This is a genomic window from Chryseobacterium sp. FW101-FHT12H09 (genome assembly GCF_058790395.1).
The window spans coordinates 714,791-739,107 of record NZ_JBYTCP010000001.1; the positions used below are offsets into that span (position 1 = coordinate 714,791).

The following is a 24,317-nucleotide window of genomic DNA, read 5'->3' on the forward strand; positions in this document are numbered from 1 at the left end:
TCTATCACAACAATTCTTCATGCCTATAATTGACTATAAAAATCGACAAACATGATGAAATAATATATGTTTATTTGGAATATTAAAGTTTAGTCACTGTAATAGTAAAAGTATCTTCCGCGACATCTGTTGTTTCTTCATACGACCCTACGTTTATGTAATATTCAGTTCCTGCTGTTGTGGTAATAGTTATCGTTTCAGCAGCAGCAGCACCTCCATTATCCACCGTATTTACGCATACTAAATTGGTACAAGTACCACTATATATCCCTATTTGAGGGTCAAAAGCACTACCTGAAGGCATTGTTACTTTAATGGTATATTGACTACCATCGCCAACAAATTTAAACCAGGTCCCATCATTCATCGCATCAGCACACACACTGATATTCCCATTATTATTAGTAGTGGATATAGCATCACTTTGTGTATAGGTATAAGGGAAAACAGACGCTAACAGAGCTCCCGAACAAGCATCATTTGTCGGTACTGGAGGAACTGTTTTAAAAATAACATCTGCACAACCAGACGATTCAACACCACCAGAAACAGAAGTAACTTTTAAATAATAATTAACTCCGGGATTAAGTGCCGTTGATGGAGAAAAATTAGTAGCAGTAACTACTTGCTGGTTAATAACATTTGTTCCTCCTGGAGTGGTTCCTATTGAAACTTTATAAGAATCTGCTCCTGAAACTGGAAACCATTTAATATTGGGGGATAAAGGAACTGATGGGGCATTATTTACAGGATAAACAACAAAAGGACAAGCAGGAGTAGTTCTTGGTGTTAATCCTAAAATTGTAACCGATGATTTATAATCAGCTCTTATTCCTCCTGGTGGAGACGCCGGATCAACAACTGCATTATCTCCTTTATAATAAAGAGTAGAATATGGAATATGATCATAAACCCGGAAAACTTCGTCAAAATTATTAATATCAATACTTGGAGCGTTTTCTTTTGCAGCTACAACTAAATTATCTGTATTATTATAAGCAAATGGTGTTGTAAAAGAAATTTCTACCTTACCATTATTATTGGTTATTGTTCCTGCAAAAACCTGAGTAAGTTGTGAAAAAGGTATCCAGTCTGTTCCGGATGTGAAGGATGTTTTTGTTGTATGCCCAAGATAGACCGTCCAATTTGAAGAATCATTAATACTTGCGGAGGAATCCAAATAAAATGCAAGTCCTGTAATATTTCCTGCAGCATTGGTATTTATTTCCTGTTTAGGATATATCTGCTGAACGTACGAATAGGAAAAAAAACTACTTATTGGTGCTGTTCCGACATTTGTACTTCCAATATTTAAGTTTATTTGAGCATTAAGCATCAATACTGCTGATAACAAAGACAAAAGTAATATTTTTTTCATATATGATAGAATTAATAAGGTATGGCATGCTAATTTAGCATTAAAGTTTTAATTTTTATAATAAAAATGATTAATTAACCATACATCTTAATATATTTGTATCAAACACCAATAATATGCACAAAAAGCTATTTTTTTTAAGTCTTCTTTTTATTGGCCTTTTCAAATCACAGACCACAACAATGACGAATGTGATTTCACAGGCAACTTATTATGATGGCTATGCAGCTACTGTATCAACTCCGGTACCTCCTGGATTAATCCGACTATCGAATACAAGATATGCAAGAAAACTTACAGATGCTGAACTCGATTCTTTTAAAGCAAAGATCGCAATGAGAGTGACTATAGGTGCTCTATGCGACAATTATGACCGTCTGGGGAGCGTCTTTTTGGCAATGGTTCCTAAAAACCAACCCACATACACCATCAACGATGCTAATGTAAAAAGAATTGAAATTGGGAGATACATTACTCCATTTATGAATAAAAACCGCTCTCCTCTAGAGGTTCCTTATACTTATGACCTTAGTAATTTGTACAACGTATTTCATGATACCGGTTTACGCAGCACATCAGATCTATATATGGAACTCGATGTTTTTGGCGTTCCATATGCGGCGCAGACTCAGGTCGCAGGATGTTCTGGTAGGATTGATGTTTTTTCCGGAACACTAACTTTTTTTTCAACAAATACAGGAGCAACATCAACAGATCATAATAGTTTGGTTCCTATACTTACTTACAGCAGGCTTAATAATTATAATAGTACTGACGTGACCGGTGAAACCGTTAGAATAGTAAATTTTAACCTTCCAACTGCTGTTAGCAATGCCCGCTTTTTTGTAATATCAACCCCTCATGGTGCCAATAGTGGTGGCGAGGAATATGTAAGAAGACAAAACTACACATACATGGATGATGTCCAGGTACTGACTTATACACCAGGGGGAATCTCTTGCGAACCTTATAGAGTCTATAATACGCAAGGTAACGGAATTTATGGAGCTACTCCAAAAACATTCGCAGACTGGACCTCATGGAACAACTGGTGTCCTGGTAATTCTGTTCCGATCAGAGGCTTTACATTACCTACAATGACTGCCGGCAATCACACCCTGAAACATACAATACCAACAGCTGTTTTCAATCAGCAGCAAGGAGATGTTTATTTATCAGTCTATATGCAAGGTAAAAGCAATGCTGTTTTAAATGTAAGTGATGTTAAAACAATAGACGTCAACATATACCCTAATCCTACCTCCGATTTCGTTAATATAAAATCAAAAGCAGGTGTAGCTTCGATCAGTCTTTTCAGTATAGATGGAAAAAAACTATCTGAAAATTACAATGAAAACAGGATAGATCTTTCAGTTTATAGTACAGGAATTTATTTTTTGAATATTGTGCTAAAAGATGGAACCACTTTTAAACATAAGATCATCAAAAAATAAACATGAGAAGAGTTACCAATGCGGTGTAACAACCTACTAAAGTACAATTACTTTAACTCATATCTCCAAATCACATGATTTGAACAACAATAAAACCCACCTTTGAATTTTTTTCACTGGTGGGATTTTTTTGCAAAAAAAAAAATAATAAAGACCGCATTTATTAGGATTTACAAACTTTTACTTTAATACTCCAGCCAAAAAATTGTCATTTTCAGTTTATTAAACTATTTTTGGTGATTAAAATTTTTGTAAAATGAATTATCATTTTCAAGCTCACAGACAGGTAAGAAGAAACCTTTTGGAAATATTGCAAAATACCTCCCATGAAGATCTTTTGCTCATCCCGGATGGCTTCAACAATAACATGTACTGGAATATTGCACATACTGTTGCAACACAACAGCTTCTGCACTATTACCTAAGTGGTAACCCCTTCCGAATTGATAAATATTGGATTGAAACTTACAAAAAAGGAACCTTACCGAACTTAAATGTTCAAAAGTCTGAGGTTGAAGATCTGGAGTTTTTATTAACCGAAACTTCAAAAATTTTAATGAAAGATTATGACAGTGATTTCTTTGCAGATTATACACCCTATACCACAAGTTTTGGTATGGATCTGAAGAGTATTCAGGATGCTATCATCTTTAACAATATGCATGAAAGCCTTCATTATGGCTATATCATGTCACAGAAAAGAGCAATTTTAGGAGAAAAATATTAAAATGACAGATAAGAAAGACGATTTTATTTTCGGGCTACGTCCCGTAATAGAAGCTATTGAGGCGGGAAAAACTATTGACAAGATCTTTTTGCAAAATGCACTTCAAGGTCCTATTTATGCTGAACTGAAAACAGTTTTAGCACAAAATAAAATACGTCCAAACTACGTTCCAATTGAAAAGCTGAACCGTTTTACAAGAAAAAACCACCAGGGGGTTGTTGCCTTTATTTCGGATGTTCCGTTTCATAAAATAGAAGACATTGTTCCACAACTATTTGAAGAAGGAAAAACTCCTTTTTTATTAATTCTTGATCGATTGACTGATGTAAGAAATTTTGGTGCCATTTGCAGAACAGCTGAATGTGTGGGAATTGATGCCGTAATTATACCTGAAAAAGGAGCTTCTCCAATTAATTCAGATGCCATAAAAACTTCAGCAGGAGCTATTTACAATGTAAAAATATGTAAAGAAGCGAATCTAGCACACACTGTGGATTTCCTTCAACAAAGTGGAATTGCAGTCTATTCGGCTACTGAAAAAGCACAGAAGTTGATCTATGACGTTAATTTTGCTGGACCTTGTGCTATTGTTATGGGTAATGAGGAAACAGGAATATCCAAAGAAGTTTTACACCATTCGGATGAAAAAATAAAATTACCAATTGAAGGGAAAACTCAATCTTTAAATGTCTCCGTAGCATGTGGAGCGATTTTATATGAAGCAGTAAGACAGAAAATGTCTGTGATTCCCAATCCATAGACAACAAAAATAGTAGTAAAATTTAAAAAATATTAAATGAAAAATATAGCAGCGATAGCGCTAATATCAATAGCATTAGTTTCTTGTAAAAAAGAAACAGCAAAAATTACAAAAGTAGATCCAAAAACAGGAAAAACCATTACAGTGGAAGTTCCGGCTGATTCAATTGCAAAGGTTGCAGAGAATGCTGCCATTAAAGATTCGGCAGGCGTTTATAAACAAACTTTCAAGCTTGAAATAGGAAAAACATATCCTTTAACAACGTATCAGAGAGATGTAAAGACAATGACTGACCCACAGGGAAAAACATTGAACGGAACAAGTGAATCTACTGATGAGATGAGTTTTACTGTAAATGATGTTAAGAATAATGTTTATGATATTACGCTGAATCTTATTGCCAAGAGAAATTCTCAGACTGCAGAAGGAAAAACAATTGTGGTAGACACCAAACAACCTATTCCTAAAGAGGATGATCTTAAAATGATCTGGAATATCAACAGAGCTCTTACAAGCAACAAGCTGAGCATGAAAATGGATACTAAAGGAAATGTAATTTCCATTACAGGTTTTGAGCCTGTTTATACTAAAGTTTCCAATGCAGTAGGTACTTTGGTAAAAGATGCCAATCAAAAAGCAAGTGTTGTAGCTAGTCTTAAGGAAAGCTTTAATGAAAAAGTATTGAAAGATCAGTTCAGTAAAAACCTTACTATTATGCCTAAAAAAGGGGTAAAAGTTGGAGAAAAATGGACTAATACAGAAAATGCTGATCCAAATGGTAAAATTAAAGTTACCTCAAACTATCAGTTAAAAAGTGTAGGTAACGGTGTTGCTGAAATTGCTGTAACAGGTGGAATTCCAAAAAAAACAGACAAACAGGCACAAGGACCTATGACTCACAGCATCAGCAGTGAACTGGAACAAAATGGTACTATTAAGTTTGACGAGAATACGGGATGGATTACCAACCAAAATATCACGGTAAAAACAACTCAGGTAGAAACTATTTCAGACGGAAAACAATCTCAGTCCATGAAAAGTGTTTCTAATTCTTCGGTCATGGTAAATCCATCTGCTAAATAGTTTAGGTTTATAAAATTTAAAAGATATGAAGTGGATTCTTGAGCTAGTACTTACCGCTATTATTATGTTCTTTGTCTGGAATATTCTTAGAAGACTTTTCTTTAAGACCTTCTATAGCTATAGATTCAATAACCAGAATAATAAAAAGCAGGATATACAAAACTCAAATAAGGATATTAATAAGAAAATCAACTGGGACGCAGAAACTGTTGATTATGAAGAAGTAAAAGAGACTAAGGATAAAAGATAAATTCCAAGAAAATAAAAGATAATAACCAGCATGGCGAAAAATAAAAACTTAATTTATATTGCAATTTCATTAGTTGTATTTATAGTTTTAGCATTTTTATATTCCACTCCTGTTTTTACAGGGAAACAGCTTTTCCAACATGATATCGTTCAGTATCGAGGGGGTGCAAAAGAACTTCTCGATTATAGAGCTAATTATGAAAAGGAAACCTATTGGAGTGATTCTATGTTCGGAGGAATGCCAACGTATCAAATGGGTAGCCAGTTTAAAGGTGATATCATAAAAAAAATCGACAGTAACCTGAACTTTCTTCCAAGACCTGTTAATTATCTGTTTTTACTTTTTGCTGGATTTTTCCTCTTAGGAATGGTTGTGGTCAGAAACTGGAAATACGCTTTATTAGGAGCCACTTTCTTTGGTCTTTCAACCTATTTTTACATTATAATTGCAGCGGGACATAACGGTAAAGTTAATACTATTGAATATTTCGCACCGCTTTTAGCCGGTATTTTACTGGTTTATATCCGTAAGAAATATATCGTCGGATTTATTGTCACGACGCTATTTATGGGATTACAAATTGCGGCAAACCATCCGCAGATGACCTATTATTTATTTCTTGCCTTAGGATTCTTATTTATCTCAGAATTGATCAGAGTTATTCAGAAAAAGACTCTGATGAAGCATTTCCTTATTTCTTCAGCTATTATTGCAGCTTCCTGTGTAATCGGTGTTGGAATGAATTCACAGAGAATCATGGCCAATTCGGAATATATCAAGGAAACTGTTCGTGGAAAACAAATTTTAAATACCGATAGCCATACTGCAGGAAAATCCGGAATGGATAAAGAAAGTATTCTGTTGTGGAGTTACGGAAAACTGGAAACACTGAACTTATTTATTCCAAGGTTAATGGGTGGTGGAAGCCAGGAGCCTGAGGCCAAAGAAATGATGAATAAAGTTCAGGAAATGGTTCAGGAAAATGTTTCCAGCCAGGAAGAAATGGACAGAATTTCTAAAGGCTTTGCTGGAATGACCTATTGGGGAGATCAGCCCGGAACATCAGGACCTGCTTATCAGGGAGCTATTGTATGTTTTCTGGCTCTTTTAGGCTTCTTTTTCGCATGGAAAAAATACCGTTATTGGATTTTAGGTGCTTCCATTCTTACCATATTATTGGCCTGGGGAAGTAACTTTATGCCATTATCGGACTTCTTTATAGATTTCATACCATTTTATAGCAAGTTCAGAGCCCCATCTTCTATTTTAGTTGTTGTTGAACTCTTATTTCCATTAATTGCTATTATTGGATTGTATAGATTCTTTACCGATGAAAAATTAACCGAAGAATATAAAAAGAAAATACTTTTTTATGTAGGAGGTGGAACGTTAGGATTCATATTAATTCTTTTAATCTTTGGTAAAGGTTTGTTAGGTTTTGCCACAGACAACGAGAAGCTATATTTCCCTCCTTTCCTACTGGATTATCTGGTGGATGAGAGATTTAAATTATTCAAAATAGATGCAATCAAAGCATTTCTTTACGTAGCAATAGCGGCTGTAGTTCTATTCCTTACTATGAAGAAAAGGTTAAATCAGAATATTGCTTTAGTTATAATTGGTGTGGTAAGTTTATTTGACCTATGGACCGTAAACAAGCGATATCTGAATGACGAAAACTATGTAGATAAAGTATTTGCTGAAAATCCATTTCAGACTGAAAGCTCAGATCTTCTGGCAGAAAAAGTACAGGCTAATCCGGCTCTAGGATCTATTTTAGCTAACGTGAATGTCAATAAAACATTAGAAACAATTGCTGAAAAAGATAAAACACACTATAGAATTTTCAATAATATTTTAGGAACTTTCAGTGAAACGAATACTTCTTATTTCAAATCTTCTATTGGAGGTTATCATGCTGTAAAACTAAGAAGATATGATGATGTGATCAACGAGTATTTCCAGGTAATGGATTCTGTAAAAGTTCCGAATGTTCTTAGTCTATTGAATGCAAAATATTGGGTTCTTGGAGGTCCGGAAAAACCACAGACAATGCCAAATACAAAAGCCAACGGCAATGCTTGGTTTGTAAGTGATATCCAATTTGCCAATACACCGAATGAAGAAATAAAATCAATTGGTGTTATCAATAGCAAAAGAACGGCAGTTGTTGCTTCTGAAGATAAATCATATTTTACCAATAAACCAGTTCAGGCTGATTCTACAGCATTTATTAATTTAACAAAATACCAGCCTAACGAGTTAGAGTTTAAATCTAAATCTAAGACTCCACAATTGGCCGTATTTTCTGAGATCTACTATCCTCATGGATGGAAGATGTTTGTGGATGAAAAAGAGGTACCTTATATTAAAGCAGACTATTTACTTCGTGCTGTTCATGTTCCTGCTGGAAATCACCACATCAGAATGGTTTTCGAACCCGAGGTTATTGAAAAAGGGAAATGGATATCTTTGCTTTCTTTCGGATTATTCATTGCTCTAAGTGGTTTTGGTATTTTCTGGGTGAACAAAAAGAAGGGAGACCTAGTTAAAAAAACTGCTTAAAGTTTAAGTTCGAGGTTTGACATTCCATGGAAAAGAAGAAAATTCTTATCATCACTTATTACTGGCCTCCTGCAGGAGGTCCGGGTGTTCAAAGGTGGTTGAAATTTGCAAAATACCTACCTGATTTTGGATGGAATCCTATTATTTATACACCTGAAAACCCCAGCTACCCTTTATTGGATGCGAGTTTAATAAAAGATGTTCCTCAAGATCTAGAAATTATAAAGACGCCTATTTGGGAACCTTATCAGCTTGCCGAAAAACTTAATAAAAGTAATAAAAAGTTTAAAGCAGGACAGTTTGATGTTGGTAAAAATCAAAGCTGGAAATCAAAGCTTTCTATTTGGGTAAGAGGAAATTTCTTCATTCCTGACGCCAGGATTTTCTGGGTAAAGCCTTCTGTGAAATTTTTAGAACATTATTTAAAACAAAATAAAATTGATGTTGTGCTTACTTCGGGGCCACCTCATTCCTTACACCTCATTGGTTTGCAACTTAAAAAGAAACTTCCAACACTAAAATGGATTGCAGATTTTCGTGATCCATGGACAGAAATTTCTTATTATAGGCATTTAAGGCTAACCAAAAGTTCAGATAAAAAGCACCGACAGCTAGAAAGTGAAGTTTTTAAAAACGCAGATATAACTCTGGCAACAAGCTATACAGATGCTGAAAACTTCCGTAAAAATGGTGCCAATGCGATTTGTATTACCAATGGATTTGATGAAGATGTTTCGCTCAACTTAACCGATGAAAAAATGAGCGGGCAAAATAATAGTGAAATCAAAAATAATATACAATCTCTTGAATCCTCAAACCCAAACACTCATTTTATATTGAGTTATATTGGTGTTTTAGAACAGCTTCGTAATCCTGAAAACCTTTGGAAAATACTTAATGATCTTGTACAGACAAATTCGGATTTTGCTAAGTATTTTATGCTGAAATTTGCAGGAAGAGTGGATGATAAGATTTTAGAATCTCTAAAAAATTCAAGTTTAAAAAATTACATTTTAGATTTGGGATATCTTTCCCATGATAAAGCAATTGTAGAAATGCAATCTTCTGATATGCTGTTGATCACTAATTTTCCAAATGAATCTTCAAAAGGCATTATTCCCGGAAAAATATTTGAATATTTAGCCACAGGAAAACAAATCATTTCATTTGGTCCTGATAAAGCTGACGTTTCCAAAATACTTGAAGAAACTCAATCCGGCAAGCATTTCAGTTATCAAGATGATGATGCAATAAAAGCTTTTATATTAGAAAAATTTGATCTTTGGAAAAATGGAAATCTTCTTGAAAATGCTCAGAATATTGAACAGTTCTCAAGAAGAAATCTCACTAAAAAGTTAGCTGAAGTATTAGCTTAAATTGTCCACTGATCATTAATAACAGCTATTAAATAATATTTTCCCTGGAATTCCTCATACACAAAACGAAGAGTCTTCCAATCCATCTCTCCATATTTCTCTGTTCCTTTAATATAATTTTCTGTGAAATCATGCTTTGGATAGATCTCTTTTAAATTATTCAATGAATTTCCACCTCCCTGAAACTCATTAAGAGAATAGGAAGATATTGTAAAATCTTTTGAAAAGACCCATTTCCCAAGATAGTTTTTGATCGTCTCTTTGTACAAGTCTCCTGAACCGTCATGTGAACCCCAGGTAAATTGCGTTTGTGTCTGAACATATTTTTCAAAATCAGTCTTCGAAAAGTGCTTATCCTCTTTAATGTCTATAAAAGCATACATGGAAAAACGAATCCCTTTTTGTGGGTGAATAAATTCTGAAAATTTCTGATAATCTTTACTTTTTAGAGTCTGCAAAACCTCATCATTGGTTTTCTTTAAAATTTCTTTTTTTTCAGCTTCACTCATTTTCGGAACAGCTGTACTATCCGTTTTTGTCTGAGCAATAGAATCGATAGAGTTTGTTGCAGGCTTCTCCGGATTTTTTTTACAAGCTATAACGCTTAATATCAATATTGAAATGAATAGTTTCTTCATCTTTTTTTAATGTTAATTATAGAAAATCACCAAAACTAATGCCAGAAAAATAAGTAAATTTGTTGAATGGAAGTTTTAGATATTCTCATTATCGGAGGAGGACCTATTGGGTTAAATTGTGCACTCGAAGCTCAGAAAAACAATCTCTCATATTTAATTATCGAAAAAGGAACAATTGTTAATTCATTGTATAATTATCCTTTATACATGCGTTTCTTTTCTACGGCTGAAAAATTAGAAATTGCAGAAATCCCTTTTATATCCACAGCACCAAAACCTGGCAGACAAGAAGCATTAGAATATTACCAGGGAATTACCAGACAGAAAGACCTTAACATTCACCTTTATGAAAGGGTTATTAAAGTCTCTAAAACAGATGGTATATTTGAAGTTGAATCCTCCAAAGCCAAGTATTACTCAAAGAATGTGATCATTTCCACAGGCTTCTACGATATTCCAAATCTGATGAATATTCCCGGTGAAGACTTACCAAAAGTAAAACATTATTATTCTGAACCCTACCCTTATGCTAAACAAAAGATCGCAATTATAGGCTCAAGTAATTCAGCCGTAGATGCAGCTTTGGAAACGTACAGAAAAGGAGCTGAAGTAACGATGATCGTCCGACATTCTGAAATATCAAAAAGTGTAAAATATTGGGTAAAACCGGATATCGACAACCGAATTGCAGAAGGCAGCATCCATGCCCACTTTAATTCTGAAATTATTGAGATAAAAGAGCATAGCGTTGTGTTTAAGGATGAAAAAGGTCAGATGAATGAGATTGAAAATGATTTTGTCCTTGCCATGACTGGTTACCTACCCGATTTTGATTTTCTAAAAAATTCTGGAATTGAATTACAGGGAGATTGTCTTAAGCCTGTACACCATCCTGAAACAATGGAAACAAACATTAAAAATCTATATCTGGCGGGAGTTGTTTGTGGAGGAAAAGATACCCATCTGTGGTTTATTGAAAACTCCAGAATTCATGCCAGCATGATTATAAAGAACATATTGGCGACTCTTTCATCTCTTGGTTAATCACAAAGACACAACTTTTCTCCAATTCTGAGTTTTTAAGATTTGGCCGTCATTGGTAGCGAAGCGAAGCAATCTCAATCATGATTCCAAGGGAAACAGAAGATGAAAATCCAACCCATTTCAAGTAAAAACAAGAAAAATACACTAAGGTCCCAACATTAAAATACTAAAAATCGGCTTTTACACCAAAAATAAAATTCCGTTTTGCAGCCGGATTGTAAAAGCGGTTGCCAAATGCATTGGTATCAAATCCTAAAACATAATCTGTATTATACAGGTTTTGAATCTGAAGATATACATCGAGTTTTGTTTTTTGAAATTGAACAGGAACCCTGAATTGTAAATTACCAATGAGTGTTGATGTAGACCATACTGAATTGGCGTCGTTCAAAGGAATTTTTGAAGTATAGAAATGAGAATAATCAATAGAAATGATTTTTAAAACCATGAAATTGAGCAAACTATTTATTGTCGTTGCAGGAACCCCTGTTAAGCTATTTCCAGAAAAATCCTTGTTATCCTGTTTATAATCTTCAAATCTAAATCTATAAAAACTACCGGAAAGTCTGAATTTGAAATGATTCAACACTTCACTGCGAAAGTTGAAATTCTTTGATTCTATTAAGGTTTCAAATCCTCTTTGAACAGTACTTCCCTGGTTAATAAAAAATTCCTGTCCCTTTTCATTTTGTCTTCTCACAATAGCATTCTTCATTCTGAAATCAAAATAGCTTCCTTCTACGAACAAAATATCGCCAAATTGTTTTCGGATTCCAATCTCCTTATTCCAACCATATTCAGGAGCAAGATTCAGATTGAACTGCTGATCAGAAGATCGGATCTCTTCATTTGTCGGAGCCGAATTTCCCTTTCCAGCTTTCACTCTTACAGAAAATCCTTTTGTTATAAGATAGGTCAGCCCAATGTTTGGAAGCCATTGTTTTTTAAAATTTATCTTTCCACTTTCATTACTTGGATATACCCTATCCCATTGGTATGAATTTGAATTCAGGCTTAGTGAAATATCTGTAAATAATTTTTCATTAAAACTAAATTTTTGTGAAAGGAAATAAAATCCGGATCTGTTCCTTAGTTTGTCAAAATTTTGAGGATTTCCTTCTGATCCCATATTGTTATCATAATTTTTAACCAGAATGGAATTAATCCCACCTTCAAATCCAAATCGCCATGCCATTTCAACTTTATCCCAGTGTTCTGTATAATTAAGATGGGTTCGCAATGCAAAATTTTGTTCAAATCTATTTTCAAAATTGGTAATAAAAGGATTTTCAAAATCAACATATGAACCTTGCAACATCATGAAATGTGAAAGTTTCGGACTAAGTTCCAGCTGATGAGAAATTCCTGCAAGAATCATTTTATTTCTTATTCCCGCATTTTGCTCACTGGCACCAGGGATTGTAGTGGTCGCTGGTCTTGACTGTTTCCTATCCACCTGCATTTGTTCTAATGTAAGGCCACCAGGTGTTTGATAATCAAGATCAGAAAATAAAAGCATGGTATTCAATGATGCTTTTTTAGTATATTGAAATCTGTCTTTTAAAAAAATCTGTTTCCTCTCTACAGCAGATTGTTTTCGATAAGAATCCGTTCTGTAATAATTCTGAAAAATTTCAAAAAAATGCTTTCCCAATTGCTTTGAAAGGTCAAAGCTTTGGTTAAATGCCCCATAACTACCGACAGAAAGATGAGCAGATAAATTTTCTGAAGATCTTGTCTGAAGAAGAAGTGTCCCACCAGTTGCAGCCCCATAATCACCTCCTTCCGGCCCCTTATATATTTCTATCCTATCGATCAATTCAGGGGAGATGAGATTAAAATAGGTATTTCCCGAAGCATCAGACAGGATAAAGTCATCCAGGTATACTTTAATATTTCTTACCCCAAAAGGTGATCTTAGCGTGCTTCCACGCACCGAAATCCTGTAACTTCCAGGAGAACGTTCTTCTATTCTTGCTCCAGCGATCTGATTAATGGATTCAAGCATTCTCTCTGGTGTGTTCTGACGGAGAAGCACTCCTGAAATTACAGAAACAGATTTTGTAGAGGTAATATAAGTAGTTGGCTTTTTATATGCATCAATTTTCACTTCTGAGATCAGTTCAGCAGAATCTCTTTTTTGTGAAGAGAAAAATGGGCAAGCAATGATAAAGAGTAAAAAGCAGATCCTCACCATACTACAAAACTAGCAAATGATTCTTTAAACTGTTTCCTCTTTTGAGTTTTTTTCAGCTAACATCCATGGAACAATAAAATAAAAAGCAATGGCAATTAGAGTTGCGAGAGCTCCGGTACCTATCCATAGTACTGTAAATCCAAATTTTTCAGCAATTAAAGTTCCTACGTAAGGAGTTACAATAAACGCAATGGAAAAAGACATTCCATTTAATCCCATATAAGCTCCTTTATTATTGGCTCCTGATCTTAAGGCAGTAATAGTAGACATAAAAGGAAGTGTCCATATCTCGCCAATACATAAGATGGTCATTGAAATAAGCAATGTTATGATACTATAATCAAACGCCATCATTGCATATGAAAAACCACATAAGAAAGTTCCTAAAAGCATCGTAACACCTAATTTAAAATACTTTTCAGCAATTTGTACAAAGGACATTTCCAGCAATACAATCAGAAAACCGCTGTATCCTAATAAATAACCGATATGCTCCTGGCTAAGATGTGCCGTGTCTTTATAGAAAATAGTCAGTGTACTGAATAACTGAAAAAAACATATGGCAAACAGCATACAAAAGAAACAGTATATCAAGAATTTTCCATCCCGATAAGGTGACCCTTCTTTGGCAATAGCAACAGTTTCTTTTACTTTTTTAGCTTTCCTAGTTGCTAATTTATCTCGTTTTCTAAAAAATACAACATAAGTTATTCCTGCTATAAGTGCTCCCAAAGCATTGCTATAAAATAGAAACTCATAAGAAATAGCAGATAAAATACCTCCTAAAGCCGGACCTATTGAAAATCCTAAATTCACAGCCATTCTATTCAACGAAAAGGCCCTGGTGATATTTTCAGGTCTCGCATATTTAGTGATCGCTACTGAATTGGCAGGACGGAAAGTCTCACTTACAATACTCTGTGCCAAAATAATTCCCGCTAACCCTACTTCTGTTGTAAAGAGAGGAATCATACAAAATAAAGGAACACTGAGTAGCAAGCTTAAACTCTGAACTTTATACTCACCGATCTTATCGGTAATCATCCCTCCAAGCCATGAACCTATTACAGAACCAATTCCAAAAAAGCTCAGGACTATTCCTGAATTTTCAATACTGAAATTCAAATGAGCAGTCATATATACTCCCAAAAAAGGAAGTACCATAGAGCCGGCACGGTTGATAAGCATTACCAATGCCAACATCCAGCTTTCTTTAGAAAGCCCTTTAAAGGAGCTCGTATAGATACTTAATAATTTCACGGATTTTGTTTGGGGAAAAATTAGAAGACACAAAATTAGGTAAATTAAGCCAGAGCATAAACGTAAAATCCTAATTTTTATGAAGAAATAAAAAACAAAGTGAAAATGATAAAAAAACAAGTATTATTTTAACTCATTGCCTTATTTCAATTTTATAAAATTCGTAAATTGCAGTTAAAGCAAGATTCATTATACAAATCTTTAGGATCTAACTAAATTAAAATCAACTCAATATTAGAATGATAACTTACGAAAATTTACAGGATACCTTATCATTTTATAGTATAGATTGTCATAAATCCTATTATATTTCTTCCGGAAAAACAATTTTTGAGTTTCCCGACACTCCTTTCAGGATGGATTATTATGCCATCTGCATTTGCACTGGTGGTGAAATAGATCTTGAAATAGACAGTAATCAATATCATCTGGGAATTAACAGCTGTCTTATTTCAGCGCCTTCTACTATTGTCAGGTTTATGAATACCCATAAGGACTTCACCATGAAGTTGTTATTTTTTGATAAGAATTTTTTACTCAAAAACATCTCAGATCCTTTTATCATTGAGAAAATGAATTTATTTCACAACAATTCTTATAGTCTTTTAAAAACAAACAATAAAAATGCATCTATACTAATAGACTTAATGGGATATATGGAAAAAAAAGCAGAGCAAAAAGGAAAATATTCTGAAGAAATTATCAGAACTACCATTTTTAATCTGCTATTGGAAGTTGCCGAAATACTCAACAATGCGGACGATAACCTTGAAGAAAAAGAAGAAGGAAAGACCGATCTATATCTTAGGTTTTGCAAATTAGTCCGTGAAAACATCCACCACTACAGAACAGTGCAGCTTTATGCTGATCATCTTTTTGTTTCAAGTAAATATCTTATAGAGATCGTAAAAAAGGCAACCGGAAAAACACCTCATGAAGTGATAGATGAAGCATTATTAAAGGAAGCATATGTTTTACTTGGAACTCCTGAGATAACGATATCAGAGATATCCTTTCAGCTTCAGTTCAATTCTTCGTCAGCCTTTGGCCGTTTTTTCAAAAAACAGACTTCTCTTTCCCCTTCTGAATATCGGAAAAAAAAATTAAGCCTTAAGAATTAGGGGATATTAATTCTGACATTAGGGACATATTGCCCCTCTAGAATAGATGTACCTTTATTCTGTTAATAAAAAAACAATATAAAATGAGTACGATCAATTCTAAATTCGACAAAGTTTTAGAAGCTTCAAATGAGTATGGAAAAGTAAATCACGAACCAGATTCAAGCAAGGAAGTTCAAATTAACACCCCCGGAAAGACAATGCCTTTTTCCGATCAGATTGGAAACTATCAACGTAATAAAGGTATTCCTACCCAATCCTACGAAAACAGTAAAATCTATATTGTAGGAAGTGGTATTGCAGGAATGGCTGCAGCCTATTACTTTATCCGTGACGGACATGTTCCCGGAAAAAATATAATTTTCTTAGATCAATTGCATATAGATGGAGGTTCATTGGATGGTGCGGGAAATCCAGAGGATGGATATATTATTCGTGGTGGTCGTGAGATGGATATGACTTACGAAAATCTTTGGGATCTTTTCCAGGATATTCCTGCTGTAGAACTACCCGCTCCTTATACTGTTTTAGATGAATACCGTCTTGTAAATGATAATGATCCTAATTATTCCAAAGCAAGATTAATTCATAATCAGGGACAGATACAGGATTTCAGTAAATTCGGATTGGAAAAAAAAGATCAGCTTGCTATTATAAAGCTTTTATTAAAGAAAAAAGAAGAGCTTGATGATCTATCAATTGAGGATTATTTCAGTGAATCGTTTTTAAACAGCAATTTCTGGTTTTTCTGGCGGTCTATGTTTGCTTTTGAAAACTGGCACAGTTTATTGGAATTAAAACTTTATATGCACAAATTTCTACATGCCATAGATGGTATGAAAGACTTCTCATGTTTAGTGTTTCCGAAGTACAATCAGTATGATACTTTCGTAACTCCATTAAGAAAATTCCTTACTGAAAAAGGGGTACAAATCCAATTAAATACACTGGTTAAAGATTTGGATATCCACATTAATACCGAAGGAAAAGTAGTTGAAGGTATTCTTACAGAGCAGGATGGTAAGGAAGTAAAAATCCCTGTGGGTAAAGATGATTATGTGATCGTAACAACAGGATCTATGACCGAAAGCACTTTCTATGGAGATAACAAAAAAGCTCCAATTATCAATATCGATAATAGTACAAGCGGACAAAGTGCCGGATGGATGCTATGGAAAAACCTCGCTGCAAAATCAGAAGTATTTGGAAAACCTGAAAAATTCTGTAGTAATATTGAAAAATCTGCCTGGGAATCTGCAACGCTTACCTGTAAACCTTCGGCTTTTGTTGATAAATTAAAAGAACTATCCGTTAATGATCCCTATTCAGGAAGAACAGTTACGGGAGGCATCATTACCATTACAGATTCTAACTGGGTGATGAGTTTTACCTGCAACAGACAGCCCCATTTTCCAACCCAACCTGACGATGTCCTTGTTCTTTGGGTATATTCATTACTAATGGATAAACAGGGTAATTATGTAAAGAAAACGATGCCTGAATGTACAGGGGATGAAATTTTAGCTGAACTATGTTATCATCTTGGAATTATTGATCAGCTGGACAATGTCATTGAAAACACAATCGTTCGATCTTCATTTATGCCTTATATCACTTCGATGTTTATGCCGAGAGCAAAAGGTGACCGTCCAAGAGTCGTTCCAGAAGGCTGTAAAAATTTAGCTTTGGTGGGACAATTTGTAGAAACCAATAATGATGTGGTATTTACTATGGAGAGCTCTATAAGGACTGGAAGATTAGCGGTCTATAATTTACTCAACCTGAATAAACAGGTTCCGGATATAAATCCTTTGCAGTATGACATCCGTCATCTTCTAAAAGCAACCCAAGCCTTAAATGACTATCAACCGTTCCTTGGTGAGGGAATTCTAAGAAGAATATTAAAAGGAACTTATTTTGAACATATCCTGGTCAATAATCCGGTAGAAAAAGAAGAGCATGAATCCTTTTTTATGGAGCAAATCAATAAATTCCAGGACTGGATTAAAGGTATAAAAAGTTAAAATAAATTTTATGAAAACCGGACGTACCATTGTTCGGTTTTTAATTCTTACTAATATGGTTTATTAAATTTAAATTTTATGAATTTTAAAAATGTAACTGTTGCCGGTAGCGGTGTATTGGGATATCAAATAGCTTTTCAAGCAGCTTTTTATGGCTTCAATGTCACAGTTTATGATATCAGTGACGAAATCTTAGAAAAGGCAAAGACAAAATTCAATATACTTAGTGAAGCTTTTAAAAAAGATTTAAATGCCACTCAGAAGCAACTGAACGTGGCATTTAAAAACCTAAATTATACTTCTGATCTTTCGGCAGCATTAAAAAACGCTGATCTATTGATAGAAGCTGTTCCTGAAAACCTTAAGATCAAAATTGATTTTTACCAAAAGGTATCAAAAGTCGCTCCTGAAAAAACGGTATTCGCAACGAACTCTTCATCATTACTTCCCAGTAAGCTTGCAAAAAAAACAGGAAGACCAGAAAAGTTTATTGCATTACATTTCGCCAATGAAATCTGGAAACATAATACCGGAGAGGTAATGAAACATCCTGAAACATCAGCAGAGGTTTTTAATGCTGTCATTGACTTTGCCAAAGCAATTGGAATGGTTACACTTCCTATCCATAAAGAACAGCCTGGATATATCGTCAATTCGTTATTAATGCCTTTACTAAGTTCTGCATTAGAGTTGTGGGTGAACAAGATATCAGATATTAAAACCATTGATAAAACATGGATGGTAGCAACTGGAGCACCAATGGGTCCTTTTGGAATAATGGATGTAGTTGGTATTACTACAGTTTATAATATCAATAAAATAGCAGCAGATTCCACAAAATCTCCTATTAAAATTAAAATTTCAAAGAAATTAAAGAAGGAGTACGTTGATAAAGGGAAATTAGGTATTGTTTCTGGAAAGGGGTTTTATGCTTACCCTGATCCGGCATTTGAAAAGAAAAATTTCCTGAAGTAATGTCATTTATTTTCTAAGCCTAAATGAAACATGTAAAAATAAAAACAGGACCTAAAAAATAGATCCTGTTTTATTTTATATTGGAATGATCCTACTCTGGTTTGTAAGAATCTTTCAATGTTACCGTACGGTTAAATACCAAATTAGATTCTGTAGAATCCTGATCTTTCGTGAAGTATCCAATTCTTTGGAACTGAAGTGGTTCACCTACTGCTACATCTTTCAGACTTGGTTCAGCAAATCCTTGAATTGTTGACACAGATTCAGGATTGATGAAGTTTAAGAAATCAACATCTTTCTCAGCATCAGGCTGTTCTACAGTAAATAACTGATCATAAATTTTTACTTCTACAGGAATTGCATGTTTTGCTGATACCCAGTGCAGCGTACCTTTTACTTTTCTTAAGCTCTCTTCTGTTCCACTTCCAGACTTACTCTTCTCATCGTAAGTAGCGTAAATAGTTGTGATCTCTCCGTTCTCATCTTTCTCCACTCTTTCAGCTTTGATAATATACGCGGATTTTAAACGAACTTCACCTCCTAACTTTAATCTGAAGAACTTATTGTTTGCCTCTTCCTTAAAATCTTCACGTTCAATATATAATTCTCTTGAAAAAGGAACTTCTCTTGTTCCTGCATTTTCCTGTTCAGGATTATTTTCAGTTTCCAACCATTCTTCCTGTCCTTCAGGGTAGTTTTCGATCACTAATTTTACAGGATCTACCACAGCCATCACACGTTTAGCTACTTTATTCAGGTCTTCACGAACACAGAAATCCAATAACTGAATTTCAATCAGATTTTCTCTTTTTGCTACCCCAACTTTATCAATAAAGTTTCTGATAGAAGCTGGTGTAAATCCTTTTCTACGCATTCCTGAAATAGTAGGCATCCTAGGATCATCCCAGCCTGTTACCACCTTCTCAGCAACTAACCTTTGCAGTTTTCTTTTAGAAGTAATCATGTACGTAACATTCATCCTTGCAAATTCTCTCTGTTTTGGCGCTACTTTAGGCTCTTCATATACCTGATCTAAATACCAGTTGTAAAGTGGTCTGTGGTTTTCAAATTCCAAAGAACACAATGAGTGAGATACCTGCTCCAAATAATCCGATTCTCCATGCGCCCAGTCATACATTGGATAGATTTTCCATTGTGTCCCTGTTCTGTGGTGGGGTCTTTTCAATATTCTGTACATCACAGGATCACGCATATTCATATTTGGCGAGATCATATCAATCTTAGCACGAAGAGACATCGTACCTTCTTCAAATTCTCCATTTTTCATTCTTTCGAATAAATCAATAGATTCTTCTACAGGACGATTTCTGAATGGAGATTCAACTCCTGGCTCTGCAGGGTTTTTTCTCTGTTCTGTAATTACTTCTGATGGTTGCTCATCTACATAAGCTTTCCCTTCTTTAATAAGTCTAACAGCCCAATCATAAAGCTGCTGGAAGTAGTCGGATGCATACAATTCTTTATCCCATTTGAAACCTAGCCATTCTACATCTTTTTTGATGGAATCCACAAATTCCTGCTCTTCTTTTTCAGGATTTGTATCATCGAAACGAAGGTTTACGGGAGCATTGTACTTTTCACCCAACCCAAAGTTGATGCAGATCGCTTTTGTGTGCCCTACATGCAGATACCCATTAGGTTCAGGGGGAAAACGGAAACGGATTTGATCTCTATTCAAACCGTTTACCAAATCATCTTCTATAATTTGCTCAATAAAATTGAGTGATTTTTTTTCTTCTTCCATTAAATTAACTTTATAAAGCTCGTGGACTTTGTGCAAATTTAGCGAAAATTTAGGGTTTATGAAAGTAATGAATGAAAACTACAATGAACTATTATCCAATAATTTTTCCGAAATTTATAAAGTTAAAAACCACTCACAAAATCATTCATTATGGCCGTTTATATATTAAGTAATCGGAAGATCATTCGTCATAAAAACGAAACCATTGATTCATTTTCCAATGACGAGTACTCTATCCCTAATTTCAGAATTGCAAAATGTGATTTCGATAATTATACAGAACCTACTGCTCAGGCAAAAAAGAAAAAAGATTATACCAACAGGAATATTTTAAATTATCAGCTTTTCTCGGAACCGGAAAAGCAAGGATACGAAGATGTTCTTGAAGTATTATTAAGTGAGAAAAAGATAAAAAAATCAAAGCTCACTGCCAACAACCTTGGGGGAACGCAAAGGATGTTTTATGAATTATATAAAAATATGTCCTCTACAAAGTCCAGAAGTGATGTGTTAATATTTATTCATGGCTATGCCTATGATTTTGATGATGAATTAGAAGCCATCATCGATCTGAAAAAGCTATTTATTGATAGCCCTGAATCTCCTGTTGAGCATATTCTATTCGTTAGCTGGCCGGCTTCAAGCAGTATTGTTCCTCTAACATATTTTGATGATAAGGCTTCAAGTATCAATTCAGGAACCTCTTTAATGAGGCTGTTCTATTTCTATACCCAGTTCTTAAAAGATATTTTTTCCAACCGGGATCTTGCTCCCTGTAATCAGAGAATACATCTGATGGCACATTCTCTGGGAAACAGAGTACTCCAAAGTATGCTCTATAGCTTAAAAAGTGAAAATATTCTAAGAGTTATTGATCAGGTATTATTGCTAAACGCCGATGTAACTTACAAAGTCTTCGAAGATTCTGAAGATTCTTTTAATAAACTTCCCTTACTTGCCAACCGGATTTCAATTTATTTAAACCGAAAAGACGCAGTCCTCGGTATTTCACAATTCACAAAAAATATTCTTACGCCAAGGCTGGGAAAACATGGTCCAAGTGATATTCAGAAATTTAAGGATATTGTTTCTATCATCGACTGTACTTTTATTGAAAATGATTTGAAGAGTGGTCTGAAATTTGAACTTGGTAATCATTGGGGATACCTATCCAGCTCGCAGGTTCAAAATGATATTTTCCAAACTTTAAATGGAACCGACAGCAACCTCATTACCAATAGAATAAGCAATAATGAAAACACCTTCATCATTGTCTCAAAATGATTAATTAATTTAGAGTTAACAATAAAATAATGTGTTAATATTTGTAAAAAGCCCGAAATGGCATGAAGATTGCATATTTCTTAGACTAGAGAATTAATTAAAATTTCCGGCAATGAAAAAGTTTAAAGAAAAGTTTTCTATTTTATTAGAAAACATTAAAAAAACGATTTTCATAAATGATGAGATTTAGTTAGATGCCTTCAAACAGGAAACCTTAACACATTTCCATGTTTAGATCATGCTTTAAAAAGCAAGCGTTCCCCAGTTAGTTTCATATGGTTGACAAAATTATTAGTAAATAAGCCTCCAGTGCCAAGGCCTTGAGGCAATTTACTATGTTTTGTAAATGTATACTGCGCAATCGCATTTAACCCGATATTACTTTCCAAAGCTGAAGTTATCCACCATCCTATTTTTTGTTCTTCTGCGAGCTTAATCCACTCATCAGATCCTGAAAAACCTCCGATTAATGAGGGTTTTAAAATAATGTATTGTGGCCTGATGGCTTCTAAGAGTTTTTTCTTTTCATCATTTTCAGTTACCCCAATTAATTCTTCGTCCAAAGCAATGGGTGTTGGAGTTTCCGCACATAATGCAGCCATATCGGTCCAGTTTCCGGCTTTAATAGGCTGTTCTATAGAATGAATATGCAAATCGGAAAGCTGCTTTAAGACCATTCTTGCTTCTTCTGTATTAAATCCACCATTAGCATCAACACGCAACTCTAATGCATCTTTCGGAAATTTTTCTCTTAACTTTTGAAGAACTGTATGTTCAGATTTCCAATCAACACCAATTTTTAACTTAATACAATGAAAGCCATTTTCAAGTTTCTCATGAATCTGTTCTTCCATATAATTAACATCTCCCATCCAGATCAATCCATTGATAATAATGGGAATCTGTCCTCTTGTAAATTCACTTGGAAAATAAAGGTGATCACCATTATGCAAATTGAGAATGGCCTGTTCGTATCCAATCCAAATGGATGGAAATTCTTTTAACTGTTCTTTTAAAAACTGGGGATCCTGATCGATATTTTCACAAAGCCACTTCAATTTTTCTTCATAATCAGGTCTATCGTCAAAGCTTAATCCTCTGAAAACAGCACACTCTCCTACTCCCTTTTGCTCACCTTCTGAAACTTCAAGAATAAAGGTCTCTTTTTCATGCAAAACACCACGAGATGTTCCACTCGGGCGTTTGAATTCTAATAAATATCTAGAATATTTAGCTATCATTTATTTTACACTATCTATTCGCATAAATTCCTCGGCCTTCTCTACCATATCTACGCTTCCACAGAAAAATGGAATTCTTTGGTGAAGTTCAGTAGGTTCAACTTCCAAAATTCTTCTGAATCCGTCTGTCGCTTTTCCTCCTGCCTGTTCTGCAAGGAATGCCATAGGATTACATTCGTACAATAATCTCAACTTACCATTAGGTGATTGAGAGTAAGATGGATAAATATAAATTCCACCTTTTAGCATATTCCTATGAAAATCAGCCACGAGAGAACCAATATATCGGGATGTATAAGGACGATCGCCTTCTTCCATCTGGCAATATTTCAGATAATTTTTAACTCCTTGAGGGAATTTAATATAGTTCCCTTCATTAATGGAATAAATCTTTCCGGTTGCAGGAAATTTCATATTTGGATGCGAAAGATAATAGGTGCCTAAAGAAGGATCTAAGGTGAAGCCGTTCACTCCATTTCCTGTGGTATAAACAATCATGGTGGAAGAACCATAGATCACATATCCTGCTGCGATCTGATTTACTCCTTTCTGTAAGAAGTCTTCTAACTGAACCGGAGTTCCAGGTTCTGATACCCTTCTGTAAATTGAGAAAATAGTTCCTACCGAAACATTAACATCAATATTTGATGAACCATCAAGAGGATCAATTAAAACTACATATTTACTAAGATGCCCGTTTCCAACACATTTAATATCTATAAAATCATCGTTCTCTTCCGAAGCAATTCCACAAACTACCTCTCTTTGCGATAATGCAGTGATAAATATTTCATTGGCAAGCACATCTAATTTCTGCTGCTCTTCACCTTGAATATTCTCATTACCGGCTTTTCCGATAATATCTGCAATTCCAGCTTTATTTACTTCTCTGTTTACCACTTTTGAAGCCAATCTTATAGCACTTAGAAGTCGGGAAAGTTCCCCCGTAGAATATTGAAAATCTTCTTGTTTATCTATAATAAATTCTCCTAAAGTCTGCAACGATTGATCTGACATATTTTACTATTTACGATTTCTCCAAATTTCGTAAAATTTATCGCAATCTAAAAAAAATTCTTTTAAAAGATCTTAAACACTGTATATCAATGTTATATAGTGTTATTTTATCATTATCCTTCTCTATCTTCTCAATAATCTGTTCCCGTTTTTCATTG

General features: G+C 34.5%; 19 protein-coding genes. 12 read left to right on the forward strand and 7 right to left on the reverse strand.

The features are described 5' to 3' along the window. Positions 1 to 82 precede the first annotated feature (82 nt). Positions 83 to 1,378 carry a hypothetical protein gene (locus AC3WRL_RS03225; RefSeq protein ID WP_492329719.1) on the reverse strand — a complete coding sequence of 432 codons (1,296 nt, stop codon included), beginning with the start codon at positions 1,376 to 1,378 and terminating at the stop codon, positions 83 to 85. Between the two features lie 116 nt (positions 1,379 to 1,494). Here AC3WRL_RS03225 and AC3WRL_RS03230 point away from each other — a divergent pair, with 116 nt between their 5' ends. From AC3WRL_RS03230 to AC3WRL_RS03260, 7 genes are all read left to right on the forward strand, one after another. After that, the gene (locus AC3WRL_RS03230; protein ID WP_492329720.1) at positions 1,495 to 2,832 is read left to right on the forward strand and encodes a peptide-N-glycosidase F-related protein; all 1,338 of its coding nucleotides are present in this window, start codon (positions 1,495 to 1,497) and stop codon (positions 2,830 to 2,832) included. 256 nt (positions 2,833 to 3,088) lie between these two features. Continuing rightward, on the forward strand, positions 3,089 to 3,559 hold the full coding sequence (locus AC3WRL_RS03235) for a DinB family protein (RefSeq protein ID WP_214832100.1): 471 nt from the start codon (positions 3,089 to 3,091) through the stop codon (positions 3,557 to 3,559). A gap of 1 nt (position 3,560) precedes the next feature. Continuing rightward, positions 3,561 to 4,319 (forward strand): 23S rRNA (guanosine(2251)-2'-O)-methyltransferase RlmB, encoded by a 759-nt coding sequence (rlmB, locus tag AC3WRL_RS03240; RefSeq protein WP_214832108.1) that lies wholly within the window; start codon positions 3,561 to 3,563, stop codon positions 4,317 to 4,319. Positions 4,320 to 4,355: 36 nt separating this feature from the next. Further along, entirely contained in the window at positions 4,356 to 5,402 is a 1,047-nt protein-coding gene (locus tag AC3WRL_RS03245; RefSeq protein WP_214832110.1) for a DUF6263 family protein, read from the forward strand. A gap of 25 nt (positions 5,403 to 5,427) precedes the next feature. Beyond that, a complete protein-coding gene (locus tag AC3WRL_RS03250) occupies positions 5,428 to 5,652 on the forward strand; it encodes a hypothetical protein (RefSeq protein WP_214832112.1) in 225 nt (74 codons plus the stop codon). 30 nt (positions 5,653 to 5,682) lie between these two features. Next, the gene (locus AC3WRL_RS03255; RefSeq protein WP_214832120.1) at positions 5,683 to 8,217 is read left to right on the forward strand and encodes a YfhO family protein; all 2,535 of its coding nucleotides are present in this window, start codon (positions 5,683 to 5,685) and stop codon (positions 8,215 to 8,217) included. A 26-nt stretch (positions 8,218 to 8,243) separates the two neighbouring features. Next, positions 8,244 to 9,593: a glycosyltransferase family protein gene (locus AC3WRL_RS03260; protein WP_492329721.1), complete on the forward strand. Its 1,350-nt coding sequence runs from the start codon at positions 8,244 to 8,246 to the stop codon at positions 9,591 to 9,593. Here the strand turns inward: AC3WRL_RS03260 and AC3WRL_RS03265 are convergent. Further along, positions 9,590 to 10,231, reverse strand: coding sequence for a hypothetical protein (locus AC3WRL_RS03265; protein WP_261511270.1), 642 nt, complete (start codon positions 10,229 to 10,231; stop codon positions 9,590 to 9,592). The genes AC3WRL_RS03260 and AC3WRL_RS03265 overlap by 4 nt on opposite strands. A 66-nt stretch (positions 10,232 to 10,297) precedes the next feature. Here AC3WRL_RS03265 and AC3WRL_RS03270 point away from each other — a divergent pair, with 66 nt between their 5' ends. Continuing rightward, complete coding sequence (locus tag AC3WRL_RS03270) at positions 10,298 to 11,275, forward strand: YpdA family putative bacillithiol disulfide reductase (protein WP_492329722.1); 978 nt, start codon at positions 10,298 to 10,300, stop codon at positions 11,273 to 11,275. A 166-nt stretch (positions 11,276 to 11,441) separates the two neighbouring features. Here the strand turns inward: AC3WRL_RS03270 and AC3WRL_RS03275 are convergent, their stop codons facing one another. Next, positions 11,442 to 13,472 (reverse strand): TonB-dependent receptor, encoded by a 2,031-nt coding sequence (locus tag AC3WRL_RS03275; protein ID WP_492329723.1) that lies wholly within the window; start codon positions 13,470 to 13,472, stop codon positions 11,442 to 11,444. Positions 13,473 to 13,496: 24 nt separating this feature from the next. Continuing rightward, positions 13,497 to 14,675, reverse strand: coding sequence for an MFS transporter (locus AC3WRL_RS03280; protein ID WP_492329889.1), 1,179 nt, complete (start codon positions 14,673 to 14,675; stop codon positions 13,497 to 13,499). A 296-nt stretch (positions 14,676 to 14,971) separates the two neighbouring features. On the opposite strand from AC3WRL_RS03280, the gene AC3WRL_RS03285 reads away from it, so the two are divergent. The 3 genes from AC3WRL_RS03285 to AC3WRL_RS03295 all read left to right on the forward strand — a co-directional run bounded on the left by AC3WRL_RS03285 (position 14,972) and on the right by AC3WRL_RS03295 (position 18,852). Next, positions 14,972 to 15,853 (forward strand): helix-turn-helix domain-containing protein, encoded by an 882-nt coding sequence (locus AC3WRL_RS03285; RefSeq protein ID WP_492329724.1) that lies wholly within the window; start codon positions 14,972 to 14,974, stop codon positions 15,851 to 15,853. A gap of 83 nt (positions 15,854 to 15,936) precedes the next feature. Next, a complete protein-coding gene (locus AC3WRL_RS03290) occupies positions 15,937 to 17,877 on the forward strand; it encodes an oleate hydratase (RefSeq protein ID WP_492329725.1) in 1,941 nt (646 codons plus the stop codon). A 78-nt stretch (positions 17,878 to 17,955) separates the two neighbouring features. Beyond that, entirely contained in the window at positions 17,956 to 18,852 is an 897-nt protein-coding gene (locus AC3WRL_RS03295; RefSeq protein WP_492329726.1) for a 3-hydroxyacyl-CoA dehydrogenase, read from the forward strand. A 91-nt stretch (positions 18,853 to 18,943) separates the two neighbouring features. On the opposite strand, the gene AC3WRL_RS03300 is transcribed toward AC3WRL_RS03295, so the two are convergent. Next, positions 18,944 to 20,617 (reverse strand): glutamine--tRNA ligase/YqeY domain fusion protein, encoded by a 1,674-nt coding sequence (locus AC3WRL_RS03300; RefSeq protein ID WP_214832156.1) that lies wholly within the window; start codon positions 20,615 to 20,617, stop codon positions 18,944 to 18,946. 150 nt (positions 20,618 to 20,767) lie between these two features. Between AC3WRL_RS03300 and AC3WRL_RS03305 the strand changes: the two genes are divergently transcribed. Next, positions 20,768 to 21,901, forward strand: a complete 1,134-nt coding sequence (locus AC3WRL_RS03305) for an alpha/beta hydrolase (protein WP_492329727.1) — start codon at positions 20,768 to 20,770, stop codon at positions 21,899 to 21,901. Positions 21,902 to 22,137: 236 nt separating this feature from the next. Here the strand turns inward: AC3WRL_RS03305 and AC3WRL_RS03310 are convergent, their stop codons facing one another. Beyond that, on the reverse strand, positions 22,138 to 23,142 hold the full coding sequence (locus AC3WRL_RS03310) for an o-succinylbenzoate synthase (RefSeq protein WP_214832160.1): 1,005 nt from the start codon (positions 23,140 to 23,142) through the stop codon (positions 22,138 to 22,140). Further along, a complete protein-coding gene (fbp, locus tag AC3WRL_RS03315) occupies positions 23,143 to 24,159 on the reverse strand; it encodes a class 1 fructose-bisphosphatase (protein WP_214832162.1) in 1,017 nt (338 codons plus the stop codon). It abuts the gene before it with no gap. Positions 24,160 to 24,317: the final 158 nt, after the last annotated feature.